The organism is Vulcanisaeta sp. JCM 14467, assembly GCF_001316245.1.
In the GTDB taxonomy this organism is placed as follows: Archaea; Thermoproteota; Thermoprotei; order Thermoproteales; family Thermocladiaceae; genus Vulcanisaeta.
Genome location: NZ_BBDM01000003.1, coordinates 84,919 through 98,857, shown reverse-complemented (window position 1 = coordinate 98,857; position 13,939 = coordinate 84,919). Strand labels below are relative to the sequence as shown.

General features: G+C 45.5%; 19 protein-coding genes and 3 pseudogenes. 16 read left to right on the top strand and 6 right to left on the bottom strand.

Annotation, left to right across the window (positions count from 1 at the left end):
- The first annotated feature begins 107 nt into the window (after positions 1 to 107).
- From JCM14467_RS15720 to JCM14467_RS15690, 10 genes and pseudogenes are all read left to right on the top strand, one after another.
- A complete protein-coding gene (locus tag JCM14467_RS15720; protein ID WP_252900674.1) occupies positions 108 to 245 on the top strand; it encodes a hypothetical protein in 138 nt (45 codons plus the stop codon).
- 20 nt (positions 246 to 265) lie between these two features.
- On the top strand, positions 266 to 403 hold the full coding sequence (locus JCM14467_RS15715; RefSeq protein WP_252900673.1) for a hypothetical protein: 138 nt from the start codon (positions 266 to 268) through the stop codon (positions 401 to 403).
- A 55-nt stretch (positions 404 to 458) separates the two neighbouring features.
- Entirely contained in the window at positions 459 to 980 is a 522-nt protein-coding gene (locus JCM14467_RS04270; RefSeq protein ID WP_054849280.1) for a hypothetical protein, read from the top strand.
- A gap of 45 nt (positions 981 to 1,025) precedes the next feature.
- On the top strand, positions 1,026 to 2,291 hold the full coding sequence (locus JCM14467_RS04265; RefSeq protein ID WP_054849279.1) for a C/D box methylation guide ribonucleoprotein complex aNOP56 subunit: 1,266 nt from the start codon (positions 1,026 to 1,028) through the stop codon (positions 2,289 to 2,291).
- Positions 2,292 to 2,334: 43 nt separating this feature from the next.
- Entirely contained in the window at positions 2,335 to 3,051 is a 717-nt protein-coding gene (locus JCM14467_RS04260; RefSeq protein ID WP_054849278.1) for a fibrillarin-like rRNA/tRNA 2'-O-methyltransferase, read from the top strand.
- Positions 3,052 to 3,112: 61 nt separating this feature from the next.
- On the top strand, positions 3,113 to 3,673 hold the full coding sequence (locus JCM14467_RS04255) for a helix-turn-helix domain-containing protein (protein ID WP_252900672.1): 561 nt from the start codon (positions 3,113 to 3,115) through the stop codon (positions 3,671 to 3,673).
- Positions 3,640 to 3,960: a hypothetical protein gene (locus JCM14467_RS15710; protein ID WP_252900671.1), complete on the top strand. Its 321-nt coding sequence runs from the start codon at positions 3,640 to 3,642 to the stop codon at positions 3,958 to 3,960. Before JCM14467_RS04255 ends, JCM14467_RS15710 begins: the two co-directional genes overlap by 34 nt.
- Before the next feature lie 17 nt (positions 3,961 to 3,977).
- Positions 3,978 to 5,136 (top strand): annotated as a pseudogene (locus JCM14467_RS20375) (tRNA (guanine-N1)-methyltransferase).
- 28 nt (positions 5,137 to 5,164) lie between these two features.
- The gene (locus tag JCM14467_RS15695; RefSeq protein ID WP_252900669.1) at positions 5,165 to 5,467 is read left to right on the top strand and encodes an AAA family ATPase; all 303 of its coding nucleotides are present in this window, start codon (positions 5,165 to 5,167) and stop codon (positions 5,465 to 5,467) included.
- Positions 5,461 to 5,700, top strand: coding sequence for a hypothetical protein (locus JCM14467_RS15690; protein WP_252900668.1), 240 nt, complete (start codon positions 5,461 to 5,463; stop codon positions 5,698 to 5,700). The genes JCM14467_RS15695 and JCM14467_RS15690 overlap by 7 nt, the downstream gene beginning before the upstream one ends.
- Before the next feature lie 6 nt (positions 5,701 to 5,706).
- Here the strand turns inward: JCM14467_RS15690 and JCM14467_RS04240 are convergent.
- Positions 5,707 to 6,452: pseudogene (locus JCM14467_RS04240) on the bottom strand (helix-turn-helix domain-containing protein).
- Between the two features lie 181 nt (positions 6,453 to 6,633).
- Here JCM14467_RS04240 and JCM14467_RS20370 point away from each other — a divergent pair.
- From JCM14467_RS20370 to JCM14467_RS04230, 3 genes and pseudogenes are all read left to right on the top strand, one after another.
- Positions 6,634 to 7,400, top strand: a pseudogene (locus JCM14467_RS20370) (succinate dehydrogenase/fumarate reductase iron-sulfur subunit).
- Positions 7,401 to 7,479: 79 nt separating this feature from the next.
- Positions 7,480 to 7,875 carry a succinate dehydrogenase gene (locus JCM14467_RS15685; protein ID WP_342765467.1) on the top strand — a complete coding sequence of 132 codons (396 nt, stop codon included), beginning with the start codon at positions 7,480 to 7,482 and terminating at the stop codon, positions 7,873 to 7,875.
- Entirely contained in the window at positions 7,875 to 8,234 is a 360-nt protein-coding gene (locus JCM14467_RS04230) for a hypothetical protein (protein WP_252900667.1), read from the top strand. The genes JCM14467_RS15685 and JCM14467_RS04230 overlap by 1 nt, the downstream gene beginning before the upstream one ends.
- On the opposite strand, the gene JCM14467_RS15680 is transcribed toward JCM14467_RS04230, so the two are convergent.
- Together JCM14467_RS15680 and JCM14467_RS04225 are read right to left on the bottom strand one after the other, a co-directional pair.
- Complete coding sequence (locus JCM14467_RS15680; RefSeq protein ID WP_252900666.1) at positions 8,217 to 8,480, bottom strand: hypothetical protein; 264 nt, start codon at positions 8,478 to 8,480, stop codon at positions 8,217 to 8,219. The genes JCM14467_RS04230 and JCM14467_RS15680 overlap by 18 nt on opposite strands.
- Positions 8,481 to 8,632: 152 nt before the next feature.
- Positions 8,633 to 9,415, bottom strand: a complete 783-nt coding sequence (locus JCM14467_RS04225) for a pyridoxal-phosphate-dependent aminotransferase family protein (RefSeq protein WP_252900665.1) — start codon at positions 9,413 to 9,415, stop codon at positions 8,633 to 8,635.
- Between the two features lie 111 nt (positions 9,416 to 9,526).
- Here JCM14467_RS04225 and JCM14467_RS15675 point away from each other — a divergent pair, with 111 nt between their 5' ends.
- Positions 9,527 to 10,225 (top strand): hypothetical protein, encoded by a 699-nt coding sequence (locus JCM14467_RS15675; protein ID WP_252900664.1) that lies wholly within the window; start codon positions 9,527 to 9,529, stop codon positions 10,223 to 10,225.
- Entirely contained in the window at positions 10,222 to 10,581 is a 360-nt protein-coding gene (locus JCM14467_RS15670) for a hypothetical protein (RefSeq protein ID WP_252900663.1), read from the top strand. Before JCM14467_RS15675 ends, JCM14467_RS15670 begins: the two co-directional genes overlap by 4 nt.
- On the opposite strand, the gene JCM14467_RS04215 is transcribed toward JCM14467_RS15670, so the two are convergent.
- Positions 10,578 to 11,018: a PadR family transcriptional regulator gene (locus JCM14467_RS04215; protein ID WP_054849276.1), complete on the bottom strand. Its 441-nt coding sequence runs from the start codon at positions 11,016 to 11,018 to the stop codon at positions 10,578 to 10,580. The genes JCM14467_RS15670 and JCM14467_RS04215 overlap by 4 nt on opposite strands.
- Before the next feature lie 111 nt (positions 11,019 to 11,129).
- Between JCM14467_RS04215 and JCM14467_RS04210 the strand changes: the two genes are divergently transcribed.
- A complete protein-coding gene (locus JCM14467_RS04210) occupies positions 11,130 to 12,137 on the top strand; it encodes a pyridoxal phosphate-dependent aminotransferase (RefSeq protein ID WP_252900662.1) in 1,008 nt (335 codons plus the stop codon).
- A 26-nt stretch (positions 12,138 to 12,163) separates the two neighbouring features.
- Here the strand turns inward: JCM14467_RS04210 and JCM14467_RS04205 are convergent, their stop codons facing one another.
- Together JCM14467_RS04205 and JCM14467_RS04200 are read right to left on the bottom strand one after the other, a co-directional pair.
- Positions 12,164 to 13,630 carry a sodium:solute symporter family protein gene (locus JCM14467_RS04205; protein WP_054849275.1) on the bottom strand — a complete coding sequence of 489 codons (1,467 nt, stop codon included), beginning with the start codon at positions 13,628 to 13,630 and terminating at the stop codon, positions 12,164 to 12,166.
- Complete coding sequence (locus JCM14467_RS04200; RefSeq protein WP_252900756.1) at positions 13,627 to 13,797, bottom strand: DUF3311 domain-containing protein; 171 nt, start codon at positions 13,795 to 13,797, stop codon at positions 13,627 to 13,629. The genes JCM14467_RS04205 and JCM14467_RS04200 overlap by 4 nt, the downstream gene beginning before the upstream one ends.
- Between the last annotated feature and the right edge of the window lie 142 nt (positions 13,798 to 13,939).

Below are 13,939 nucleotides of genomic sequence, written 5' to 3'. Positions count from 1 at the left end.
CCTTTAATAATCGTTTACATCTTATTGTTGTTTCATTACCATCCTATATTATTAATAGTTAGATAGGAGGAATAAGGTATTTAATTGTCCCTATTAGCTCCGTATCAATGAGGAGGATAAGTTATGATAAGCTTATGAACTTCATCAGGGGCAATCCTGTATACGAGGTTAGGAGGATGCAAATACCGTTGAGGTACTATTTCATGCACCAAGCGAGGAGGAGGCTGCGGGCACTGAGGACTTAACCGATGAGGAGTCAAGGCCTGTGATTAGAATAGTATTTGCGAAGGTTGGTGATGAGTTAATACCGAGGGAGGCTTGGATTGAGAGGGGTAGTGCGGTTCAAAGGATGAGCATTGATGAGCTTGATACCTGGCTTGAGTTTATCGATATGTACTCCTGACATTTACTAAGCGAATTAAAATTAGGTTTTTAAGAACCTCAATCCCTCTTTTCATGTGAATTTAATAAGGATTGGCATTGTGCTAATGATCATTGGAGCCACGGTATTACTAATAGCTTATTCGTTCCTGCCCAAGATATACAACGTGATGGTGAATACCCTGAGCAACATGACGATAAGCGTTGACGTATACTCAAAATACTTAATACCAATCTACATAAACAATTCTGCATACATGGTGGTTCTTCTCAATAATTCATACCCATTAACCATATACGTATTTGACCAATTCGGCCATGTACTAAATCCGCTGAGTTATAAGCAGGTGCGTAATACCTACCTAATAGCGTTTCAAATACCTGAACATGGTAATTACTCATTGGTCTTATTTAACGACAACTCAAGGCCGCTTAATGTATCGGTCCTAATAACGGTGGTTTCCCAATACATGATCAGTAATGCGCTGGTAATAAGTGTAATAATGGATCTGGGAATCATCATGTTCATCATTGGGGCAGCACTCATTGCGATTAACGCATTATTTATCGCTAGGTATAGGCTTCTCAAGACGAGGTAAAAAGCTTAAAAGATAGTGATCATCACGTGATTAGTGTGAGCACCGATGAGCGTGGCATACCTGGTACTGGACGTTCTCGGAGCGGTGGCTCTGAATGAGAATGGTGATGTGATAGCCAAGGTTCTCTACGAGGGTAGTACGGACGAGATAGCAAATAAGATGAATAAGCTTGAGACTGGTGAACCAATTGATGAGGTCGTAAGGATAATAAACGAACTCAAGAGCAAGGGCATTACCAAGGTCATTGTCGAGAATAGGGAACTTGCCAGGAACCTAACCAACATGGTCTCGGGAGTTGAGATTAGGTCTGAATTACCGAGCAAGGCAGGTATGATGTATAGGAATAACATTAGTAGGTATGTTAAGGAGGTCTTTGGACTCACGGAGGAGGAGTACCTGGCCAGGGTTTATGAGATAACCACCGTGCAGACAAGGCATAAGCTCAGGCAGGTTGCCGAGAAGAGGGACTTATTCATAGCCCAGGCCATAAGTTCCGTGGACGACCTTGACAAGATACTCAACCTAATCAGCTCGAGGGTTAGGGAGTGGTATGGACTACACTTCCCTGAGCTTGAGGACTTGGTTAAGGACCACAGGGAGTACATGACGCTGGTTACGGAGTTGGGCCACAGGAGTAACTTCACCGTTGATAACCTAACAAAGCTCGGCTTATCGCAGGATAGGGCCAGGAGGATTGCCGAGGTGGCTAGTAAGAGCGTTGGCGCGGAGATGGCTGATTGGGACCTGGAGCCAATAAGGACTTACGCGAAGTTATACATACAATTGTCAGACCTGAGGGGTAAGTTGTCCCAGTACATCGATGAGGCTATGGTGGAGGTAGCGCCAAACATTAGGGAGTTGGTCGGCCCACTACTTGGCGCTAGGTTGATAATGCTAGCGGGAGGCCTAATGAGGCTTGCACTGCTCCCAGCATCGACAATACAGGTACTTGGTGCCGAGAAGGCCCTGTTTAGGGCGTTGAGGACTGGCGGTAAGCCGCCTAAGCACGGCGTCATATTCCAATTCCCAGAGATCTTCAGAGCTCCAAGGTGGCAGCGCGGTAAGATTGCCAGGGCATTGGCGGCTAAGTTGGCTATAGCGGCTAAGGCCGATGCATTCACCGGAAACTTCATCGCCCCAAGGCTTAAGGAGGACCTAATGAAGAGGATACAGGAGGTTAAGACGCTGTATGCCAAGCCACCACCAAGGAAGCCCGAGGCTAAGGCAGCCAGGAAGGCCGTTGAGAGGAAGGGCGCCGAGAAGAAGGCTGAGGAGAAGAGGGCTCGTGAGAAGAGGGGTGGACGTAGATAAGGGGACATTAAGGTTTATAATCCCTTAAAAACACGTATTCCCGATGTCTTCATTAATACAGGTTGTTGGTGTTAAGGAGCACGAGAAGTTTAAGGGTGTCTACTGGGTGTCGTTTGAGGATGGAACTGAGAGGTTGGCAACCATTAACTTAACACCGGGTAGGAGGGTTTATGGCGAGCAATTGGTTCAGTGGGAAGGTAGGGAGTACAGGATTTGGAATCCGTATAGGTCGAAGCTGGCGGCTGCTATTATGAATGGGCTTAAGGTAATGCCGATAGCGGAGGGGACGAGGATACTCTACCTAGGTGCTGCCAGCGGCACCACGGTGAGTCACGTTAGTGATATAGTTGGTAATAAGGGCATTGTCTACTCCGTGGAGTTCTCACCAAGGGTTTTCAGGGAGTTCATGGAGAAGCTCGTGGACCAAGGTAGGAGGAATGTAATACCAATACTGGCGGATGCCAGGTACCCAGAGCAGTACGTACACATTGTTAAGTCAGTCGACGTGGCCTACATAGACATTGCCCAGCCATTCCAGGCAAAGATACTGGCCGACAACGCCGACGTCTACGTAAGGAACCATGGCTACGTAATGTTGGTTATAAAGGCCATGAGCATTGACGTGACTAAGGAACCGAGTGAGACGTTTAAGAGGGAGATTGACGTGCTTAAGGATAGGGGTTATGAAATACTGGACATGGTTCATCTGGAACCGTATGATACAGCCCACGCAATGGTCATTGGTAGGAAGACCTCGTGAAGATAATCATTAGTTATGCAAAAGAGATTTAAATAAAATAGTATGTATTATCATAAAGGTAATGAGTAATGAACTCATAACGCGCGTATTGAGCTTGGCGGCGAGTAGGAAGGCTAAGGTACTGTTTGTTGGGGATTCGTCACTATCCTATGATGCAATAATTAGGATACCCAATTATAGGAATAATGAGGAGGGTAAGTTCATTGTTAAGATTAGGGAAGATGCAGAGAGGGTGAGTAGGGAAGTTATAATAGACCTTATTGTGCTATCGAGAGTTTCGAACTCGACGCCAATAATCGTAGGCGTTAATTACGGTGATGAGGAGATGACAGACGGCGTAGCGTATAAGATACATGGAATATACGCTGTGAGTATTAGGACGTTCAAGAGAATCTTGGATAACGAGGGGGTTAAGTTCGTGAAGGATAAGGGCATTGTGAGGGCTAGTGTGAAGGGTCAATTACTCAGGAGGTTGAGGGAGGATAGGGGTATGAGCCTTGGTGATCTGGCGAAGATCCTAGGTGTCACTAGGAGGACGGTGTATGAGTATGAGAGAGAGTCGATGGAGCTTCGGAGAGGACTGCCAGAGTGCTCGTTAATATATTCAGTGAGGATGTACTGAGTGATGTTGATTTAAGGCCTAGGGATGAGGAGGTTATTGATAAGGTTAGGGAGAGGGAGGAGATGGTTGATGATGATGTTAAGGAATTGCTCTCAACATTCAAGCTATACTCATTGATGAGGGCTCACACAAAGATTGCCGCGCACTCACCGAGTGAGTCGTACCTGGTTGAGGATAAGAGGAGGGTTAGTAATGAGGTCATTAGTGTTGCCAGGGTTCTCGGTGTTGGGTTGGCCTTAATAGAGTCTGATAAGCACGATGTTGAGTTCCTGGAGTCCAGGAATTAGTCAGTGAGTGGTAAAATATGGGTGAGTATCCTAGGGTGGAGGTTAGGGAGGGCTTAGCATCAATAATCGTCCCAGACCTGTCCAAGTACGTCGTTGGTAATAGGCCTGAGCCAGCTCACGCACCTGTGTTTTATAACCCTAGGATGGAGGTTAATAGGTCGTTATCAATTGCGATCATTAATGGGTACGTAAACTACGTGGGTAGGACCGGGATCACAATATGTGAGCCACTCTCTGGGTCTGGGGTTAGGGCTGTTAGGTATGCCAGGGAGGTCAATGGTGTATTGAGGGTTGTGGCTAATGACATTTCTGAGAGGGCTTACGAACTAATAAAACTGAATGTGGATAGGAATGGACTTAATGATGTGGTGAATGTGTATAGGGATGACGCAAACAACCTACTACTGAGGATTGCACGTGAGGGTGGTTGTGACGTGATAGATATTGATCCATTTGGGTCGCCACAACCATTCATAGAGAATAGTCTCAGGGCGATTAGGGACCAGGGATTACTATGCGTAACGGCAACCGACGTGGGCGTGTTGTCTGGTAAGTACTATTAAGTGCGTTAGGCGTTATGGGGCATTACCACAGAAGTTCCCCTTTAGGTTTGAGGTTGGTATTAGGATATTAATATCGACAATTGCACGCTATGCGCTATCCATGGATTATGGAGTACAACCACTGGTGTCGTTCCTCGACGGCCATTACTACAGGGTCTGCCTATTAATTCTTAAGGATAGGGCCTACGCCCTGGAGACTTTCAGGAACCTTGGGTATGCCTATTATAGGCAGGGCACACTTCAGAGGGGCTTCATTGCTGGGTACCCAATACCAGCCAGTTCCAGGTATAGGTTGGCTGGTCCATTATGGATTGGTAATTTATGGGATGCCGAGTTCCTAATGAACCACTTCATGAGGAATGTTAGGGATTACTTCAGCGATAGGGCTAGGGAAGTCAGTAAGTTAATTGTTGATGAGTCACTTGGCCCTAACATACCCTATGCATTAACCACGGAAATCAGTAGGGACTTGGGGCGTGAATTGCCTATCAATGACGTGATAGGCGTGATAAGGGGGCTTGGTTATCAAGCCGTAAGGTCCCACTTCCACATTAAGGGATTTAGGACGAACGCCGATCTCCTTAGGGTTAGGGAGGTCATTATGGGTAAATAAAAATAAGCCAGTGGGTGCTTCAGCGCACGTGCTGGTAATAGTGATAACCGGCTTACCTGGTTCAGGGAAGACAATAGCCTCGGATGTGGCTAAAGAGTTAGGCCTTCCTGTGGTTACTATGGGTGATGTGATTAGGGATGAGACTGCTAAGAGTGGTATTTCCTCCTCAGCAGCATCGGTAATCCTAAGGCTGAGGGGTGGTACTAGGGCAATTGCTTATAAGACCCTTGAGAAGGTACCTAAGCAATCAAATGTGGTTGTTATTGATGGGGCTAGAAGTATCAGGGAGGTCGAAGCAATTGAGGAGCATTATCGACGAAGGCCGTGTTGATATACATCGTTGCTCCATGGAGGTTAAGGTTTGAGAGACTACTGAGGAGGGGTAGGCCTGACGACCCGAAGACAGTTGAGGACTTCCTAATGAGGGATCTCAGGGAGTTGAGGTATGGACTTGGCGACTTAATAGCTAGGGCTGATTACATACTTGTCAATGACACCTCAATGGAGGAGTTTAGGGAGAAGGTTCGGGGAGTGCTTACGTCAATAATGGCCCAGGTTAAGTGAGTAGGGTTACTTGGCGATTGACTTTTGACGCTCAGCCAAGTTCCTTAGGGCTGTTAATAGTTCATCAATTGAACTATTAACAATAGCCAATGGTATACGCTCCCTCCTAGCAATCTCAATGCCTAGGTAATCAGGCCTATCCACACCATGCATAACCACTATTGCAGGCCTTAAACTGGTGAATGCAAGCATGGACTTAATGGCGATCATTGGCGACCTGCCATACCTAACGTTGATGAAGACCGCGGCCCTCTGCGTGGTACTTCCATAAAGCTTTAGGTACTCGTGGGACGGCACGTCAAGGACTAACTTAAGGCTGTCGACAACGGTATACCCATGAATGTCGACGTAGCCTCAGGCCCAACGGCCAGCGTGGCGCCTATGGCCTTAACAAACTCGTTTAACTCGATGGGCACGTCAAAATCCCTCATATCAAGTATGGCCTCCCAAAACCTCTCGCCACCAAGCTGCCTACTGAGTATGTACAGTCTCTGCCCACCCCTCTCAAGCTCGTAATCAACCAACGCCTTAACAACCCTCTTAATGAATTGGGAACCGGGCGACTTCCTACGCCCAGACTCATAATCACTAATCACGCTTGGCGAGGTGCCTAGCCTGGCGGCAAGCTCGGCCTGGGACATCTCGAAGAACTCACGCCACTTCCTAATGCCCTTACCAGGGTTGTCCGAGAGCACTATGTCGCCGGCTATCCTAATCATAATGTCTGTGATAAAACCCTCATACTCAACCATTAATAAATAGACAAAAGCCTAGTATTTATGCATTTACCGTTAAATGCACGGCATGGCCATGCGGAGCCTATTAACTATTTCGTTTTATTCTTTTCCAAGGAAGAACTTATAAAGATATAATTATTCATAACTAAGCGTGTCCTCTCAGCAGGTCAGTAGTACATTACAGCCGGCAACCACTATGGAGAAGGTAACCATAACAAAACCACCACTCAGCTCCCCCATTAGGCGCACCTACACGTTTAGGGTTAAGAGGTATGATCCGGAAAAGGGTAGGTATTATTGGCGTGAGTATAAGATTGAACTAACAAATCACGAAACGGTGCTCGATGGATTACTAAAGATCAAGTGGTACCAAGATGCGACGTTATCCTTTAGGTATAGCTGTAGGATGGGTATATGCGGCTCCTGCGGTATGATAATAAATGGCGTGCCTAGACTTGCCTGTGAGACAAAGCCGTACGACTTAGGTACCGACGTGATTACCGTCGAACCACTTAGCAACTTTGAACCAATAAAGGACTTGGCGGCGGACTTCAGTGAGTTCTTTAGGAAGCATAGGTCCGTTAAGCCTGGCTCATTAGGAAGGATGAGACTGAGCAATTCGAGAAACTCGAGTCCTACTACCCACAGACTGAGGAGCAGCTCAGTGAGTACTTGGAGTTCGCCTACTGCATTAAGTGCGGGCTGTGCTACTCGGCATGTCCAATGGTTTTCCTAAACAGGGACTACCTAGGACCGCAGGCCCTAGCCCAAGCATACAGGTGGAGCGCGGATAATAGGGATGAGGGTGCAGTGCTGAGACTTAAGGTCGTTGATGGTGAGAATGGTGTTTGGTCCTGCCACTACAGCGGCACATGCAGTAAGGTTTGCCCCAAGGACGTTGACCCAGCCCTGGCGATAAACCTTTTGAAGAACTGGCTATTAACCAGTAAGCGTAAGAGGTGATGGGGATGGCACAGCAGAAACAGGTTAAGAGGGTCCCACCAAAGTGGTCTCTTTGGTTTAGGGGCTTGATGAGTGGTTACTGATTTTCCAGAAGATCAGTGGCGCAATACTTGTACTTTACTTAATTGGACATACTTTAGTAATATCCACGGCACTTGGTTTTGGTCATCCATCACAGTTAACGTGGAATACAATAATAGGTACTATAGAGGGGCCGGCAATCTATGGGCATATTCATGTTGGTACAGTAATTGAGTACTTAATAGCACTATTAGCGGCTGTTCACGGAGCTAACGGATTCAGATTAATACTAACTCAGTATTTCGGCGTTGGCCTTCCAAAACCAGAGAGACACACATTCCCAAGGGCTGTGCCATCAACCAAGAAGCCTGGACAAGCATGGCTTAAGTACATAGCCGTGATAGTCATAATAATATTCCTCATACTAGCAACGCTAGTAGCCTTCATATGGTGATGAACATGGTGAACGCATCCACATTAAGAAAGTGGCAATACCTCCTTGGTATTGTGCTTATTGTTGTTGTTGGGATACACCTAGCCTTTAGGTGGCCAAGTTATGAGGAATCAATAACCTACTCAGCAGCAATAAGCCATATAGAGGCCTGGGACTTCGCATATGCGGCGGTTCTATACATATTGCTATATGCTGCGCTAACGCATGGTCTCATAGGCTTCAGGACATTACTCCTTGAGTTATGGCATTGGAGGTATGCCAGGGTAACTGTGGATGTAGTATTAATAGTGATAGGGGTTGCAGTGGCTGTAATAGGTACAATCGCACTAACTGGCGCGATACTAACCCTCATCCACTAATAATTGCTCAGGCTCCCAATAACTCAAAACCTCCTTAAACACATCCTTCATGGCACCCCCATCAATGTTATTACCTCCATTAATCAATAAGGCAGCCACTATGCCTGTAATAAGTGTTAGCACGTCCCTCCTCGTTAAGTAACCCATGTTACCAATCCTAAACACCTTACCCCTAACCTCATCCATCCCGTCAGAGATTGCTACACCAAGCCTATACATAGTCTTCCTGAACCAATCAGGGCTCACACCAGTTGGGTACTTGAAGGATAGTACTGTTGTTGACCTATAGTAGTCATTACTTATGTACGGCTCAAGACCTGCCTTCGTAAGTGCATTGATTATCGCCTTACCCCTCTCTATGTGCCACCTAATCCAATTCTCGAGACCAACCTCCCTAATTATACCAACGCCTCCCTAATTGCGAATAGGTAATTAACAGCTGGTGTGAATGGCGTCTCAAATTTCTCACCGAACTTCCTCATCAACTTAATGTCGAAGTAAATGCTCGGGTGATTCACGGATTCCGCCTTACGGTATGCTTCGCTCGAGGACACGGCAATGAACGACATGACCGGTGGGGCGGCAAGGCACTTCTGGCTACTTGATACGGCCACGTCAATACCCCAGGAATCAACCTCAAAGTAGTCACCGCCAAGGGCAGACACATTATCAACGAGAACCAGCGCGCCGTAGGACTTAACCCACTTGGCTACCTTCGGTAGGTCCCTAAAGACGAGGCCCGGGCTTGTGTCGTTGTATACCGTGGCGAATACGTCAATTTGCTTAATCCCCATTGACTCAACCCTAGCCCTCAAGTCCTCATAGGTCGGCGCCCTATCCCAGCCATAATCAATCTCAACCACCTCAGCACCAACCCTCCTTAGGTGATTAACGAGCCTCCTACTGAAGCTTCCGAAGACCGGCACTAATACAGTGTCGCCAGACTTCACGAAGTTCAGCACCATAGTCTCAACGGCGCCTGTACCACTCGCTGTTATTGGGTATACATCACCATTAGTCCGAAAGACGTACTTGAGACCATCAACAACGTCCCTATAAAGCCTATGGAAGTGGGGTGATCTATGATCAACAACTCTCATTAATGCCTTCATAACCCTAGGCGGTATTTGCGAGGGTCCTGGGACGACGAGGAGTGGGTCTGGCGCCAGGTCTAGGTCCACGCCTGCGTAGTTAGTGGGTTTGCTATTTAAGCTTTATTTATTAAATATATAAACCACACTATACCCCAATATAGCCCATATACACAAGGCGGCGGAACCCAACATTAATAAATGCAGTTCCAAAATAATGCCGTGTTAATAACAAGAATTAGCATTAAGGGTTTTTACGGGATAAACACAAGCATTGAATTGGGGCCATTAACAATAATTACAGGGCCTCCCGGCTCAGGTAAGTCAATGATTATTGAGTTAGTATGGAGGATTCTCAGGGGTGTTAGGGATAGGTTGTTCCTCGAGGATTTGGTTAGGATTGGTGATGCTAGGGTTGACATAACCATTGCCCTGGACGATAGAGTTAGGAAGAGGCTTGAGGAGGTTGGTTATCAGGGCGATTCAGTGACAATAAGCGTTGGCTTTGATGATGGGTATACTGGCGTGGTTAGGGTTGGTGATAGGGAGGTCATCGTCACGGAGTTTAGGAATGGTGTTAGTAGGGTTAAGTACCCATTGGATGTTGAGGTTGCTGATGCATCAACCTTGCTAAACCCAGATGGTTTATCGCCTAAGGAGCAGGCGCTTCAATTAGTGGGTAGTGCGTCTGAGGATTATGAGTCAGCACTATCGGTAGTTAGGGCGCTTAGGGATTACCTACTCTCCGTGGGTATTTACAGGATTGGACCATACATAGACTTTAGGGGCCGCGTGAGGAGTGCCGATTCATCACACACGGACTTCATCGGCGAGCACGGCGAGCACGTAGTCGAAATCCTCTCCCAACTATTCACGGACCGAGGAGGGACACTGACGTGAGATTCCTAAGGAGGATCCTCAGTGAGCTTGGTTTTAGGAATTTCAGGGCTGGTTGGTATAATGGTGAACTGGTCCTTTCCTACGTCGATAGGAGGGGCCTCGTGCACATTGGCGATGAACTCCCATGCCATATGAAGACAATACTAGCATTAGTAACACAGTTGATAGTGGCTAGGAAACCATCATTAATATTTTTCGAAAATACTGATTACTGCCTAAGTGAGGGTCTTGGGAATACCGTGACTAAACTACTGAGTAATTACATCGATAGTAGGCAGTTGATCATGGAGGTTAGGAATAAGTGGTTTATTGAGGAGTTGAAGATGCCGCACGTAGTGCTTCATAACATGGGTTAACACTGTATGCCAGCTGCCTTAATGAGGTCCTTAAGCACATCCCTAATCCTACTCTTATCGGTCTCACTGAGTGTGTCCCAATTATCAATTATGTACCTGGCCAGGGACACGAAGTCGTTAACCGCCGCCGTGGTCTTATCAATATTGGGCAGGCCAATGAATGCCTTACCGCTCTCCGTGATTTCGTAATACTTCTTCGTACCCTCAACCTTAGCCACCTTAATCAAGCCATCAGCCTCAAGCTCCTCGAGGGCTGGGTAGACAGAGCCTGGACTCGGTCTCCAGAAGCCCATGGACAACCTCTCAATCTCATCAATGATCTGGGCACCGGTCATTGGTCCACGGCTACTGAGTAGGTAAAGTATTAAGTACTTAAGGCCCCTTCTCTTTATGAACCACTGTGGCGGTGGCCCGAAGTGGTGATGCTCGTGATGCATTAATTATCGGATTCAATAGCAGTGGGGATTTATTTAACTTATCTCGCAAAATCCTGGACTGAATTATATGGGTAGTATAACCAGCGGTGCCAGGGGCCACGGTGGGTATGGGTGGAGGTACGGCTTAATAGACATGAGCTCAAACATGAACCACTGGGTACTCCAGGGGAGTTAATTGAGTTAATTAGGGAGTGTGTCAATAATGGCTGCTACTCACATTACCCAACGGAGCTTGGCGATGAGTTAAGGGAGGCTCTATCGACCTTCGAGGGTGTCGAGCCCGGCATTACATACGTGTTTAATGGAGCCACCGAGGCCCTGCAATTACTGTTCATGAACCTAAGGCCAAGGCGCGTGGTAATACCAGTACCGAATTATAGCGATTACCTACGCCTAGGCAGGCTGGTTAATTCTGAGGTTAGGCTTATTGAGTATTGGGGGCGTGATGACCTGGCGAACCTCATAATTAATGAGGCCGGGCCGGGTACTGTGGTTATTCTTTCAAACCCAAATTCCCCAATAGGTTACTTAATTGGGCGTGATCAATTACTCGTAATTGCCGAGGAGTTGGGTAGGCGCGGTAGTGTGTTGATTGTTGATGAATCCTTCATGGACTTCGTGGGGGATAATCAATCATTAATTAGGGATGTGCAGCAGTATGATAATGTGTATGTTGTTAAGTCCTACACGAAGTTCCTAGCAATACCGGGGCTCAGGGTTGGCGCCGTATATACGAGGAATGATATTGGGGAGTTGGTGCCGACCTGGCCCGTGAACTCAATAGCTGAATACGCAGTCTCTAGATACATGAGGAGAGCCCATGAGTTCAGGAGACTAACCATTAAGTACGTCGAGGAAGAGAGGGACAGATTGGTGAACTCGTTAAGGGAGCTTGGCATAAGCGTTTATGAATCAAGGACTCATTACTTCATGATAAGGCATGAGCCGTGGCTTGGTGAAGAATTATTAAAACACGGCGTACTCATAAGGGACTTGTCAAATATACCACCGTTAATGAAAGGCTACTTTAGAGTTAGCATTAAATCGAAAGAAATTGATGACTCATTTCTTGATATATTGCTAAAATTAAAAAAGAGTAAAAATAATTTTAATTTTTAAATATCAAAGCAGGGGGCAGGAATGAATTACATTAATTCCTGCGGTGTTAATTTGCTTGATATCTTTACTTTAAGAGCCTTGATTATTACATATACTATGAACATTACTACTAGATTTAGTACTAATCCTATGAAGCCCACGTAAATATTATAAAACCAGGGTAGTAATGAGGAGGAGAATTTTACCGTTGCTAAGCCGTAAGTTACGAAAGCCGTGCCAACGGCCCAACCAGCCGCAACGCTATATTTATCCAAGTCGTACCAATACATTGATAGTATTATTGCTGGTAATGTTTGTAATAACCATGCATAGGAGAAGGTTAATAAATAGAATATCAACCCACTAGCCGCTGGCGTTATCGCAAATATTAATGATGCTATTATCATTATAAATACCGAGACTCTACCCCAAAATACCTGTTGCCTTTCCGTGGCCCTCCTATTTATAAAGTCCACATATATATTCCTGGTTATTAGATTTGCGGCACCAAGGCTTTGCAAGCCGGCAGGTACCATACTGCCTATTACAATGGCTGCAAATGCCAGTACAACGAAGTATGATGGGAAGTACGCGCTAATTACTGATGGAAATGCAAGACTTGAAACGCCATGGGGCACTAAGTTCTTAGCTAGGGCTACTAAGCCCATGACAGCTAGTAATATAAGCCACACTTGATATAGTGGTAGGAAGACCGAATTCTTTTTAATTATATCCTCACCCTTAGAACCAAGTAGGCCAACTAGTAAATTTGGAAATAATAACCATGATATACCACTGGCAAATGCCAATGTTATATAACCAAGTATTAAATTGCTTGGTATTAAATAATGTCTAGGACCAACTTCACTAAATATTGGTCCAAACCCGGCAAACTTTATACCTAAAGCAATTATTATTGTTAAAATAACAGCCCAAATCAGGGCATCCTTAATTAATGAACTCAGGGCTGGACCCCTAAGCCCACTTACCGCCACGAACGCCGCAACTATTATGTAAGCTATTATATAGCTTGGAATCACCGGGAATCCCATGGCATCAAGGACATACCTAATACCAACTATCTGTAGGGCTATATAGGGCAGCATCGCTATTATGCCAGTTAACGATATCAATAGCGATAAAATCCTACTATCAAACCTATCCCTCACATAATCTCCGGCTGTTATGTAGCCTTTTCGCTTTGCAATCCTGTAGAACTTAGTGGCTACAATATATAGGAATGGGTACGATATCGAGCCATAAACCACGGCATATAGTATAAAACCACCAAGCGCATAAGCACTACCTGGTATTGCAACTAGAGTATACGCAGTATATATGTCAGCACCCATTAAGAACCAGACAATTACTGTGCCAAACTTCATACCTCCGATGCTCCATTCCGATATTTTTGAGAAGTCAGGTGCTCTCCATTTAGTGCCTAGGAATCCGGCAACTACAGTTAAACCAACTAATACGAAGAATATCGTATAATCTACTATCGTGAACATCATGACTTACCACCTTTATCAATGAACTTATACACTATATATGTTATGATGGGTTGAATAAAAACCCAAGCAAACAAATACCACCATAGGAAAGGCCATCCACCGATTTGAGGGTCTGGCCTATTATATAATGGCGCAAGAAACACTATGAACAACCAAGGCACAATCATAAGCAATATAACCTTGATTATATTCTCTCTGTTAATTTTTAATGTCATCAAGATAATTAAAAAAATAATCTAATTTATAAATTTTTCTCAGTAATTTTTATAAAGAATGCATGTTTAATTAAGAAATAATTAACTTAAGAAG

Coding starts and splice junctions, on each gene's coding strand:
- JCM14467_RS15720 (WP_252900674.1), top strand. CDS start 108: ATGAGGAGGATAAGTTATGATAAGCTTATGAACTTCATCAGGGGCAAT.
- JCM14467_RS04265 (WP_054849279.1), top strand. CDS start 1,026: ATGAGCGTGGCATACCTGGTACTGGACGTTCTCGGAGCGGTGGCTCTG.
- JCM14467_RS04260 (WP_054849278.1), top strand. CDS start 2,335: ATGTCTTCATTAATACAGGTTGTTGGTGTTAAGGAGCACGAGAAGTTT.
- JCM14467_RS04255 (WP_252900672.1), top strand. CDS start 3,113: ATGAGTAATGAACTCATAACGCGCGTATTGAGCTTGGCGGCGAGTAGG.
- JCM14467_RS04230 (WP_252900667.1), top strand. CDS start 7,875: ATGAACATGGTGAACGCATCCACATTAAGAAAGTGGCAATACCTCCTT.
- JCM14467_RS15675 (WP_252900664.1), top strand. CDS start 9,527: ATGCAGTTCCAAAATAATGCCGTGTTAATAACAAGAATTAGCATTAAG.
- JCM14467_RS04215 (WP_054849276.1), bottom strand. CDS start 11,018: ATGCATCACGAGCATCACCACTTCGGGCCACCGCCACAGTGGTTCATA.
- JCM14467_RS04205 (WP_054849275.1), bottom strand. CDS start 13,630: ATGATGTTCACGATAGTAGATTATACGATATTCTTCGTATTAGTTGGT.
- JCM14467_RS04200 (WP_252900756.1), bottom strand. CDS start 13,797: ATGATTGTGCCTTGGTTGTTCATAGTGTTTCTTGCGCCATTATATAAT.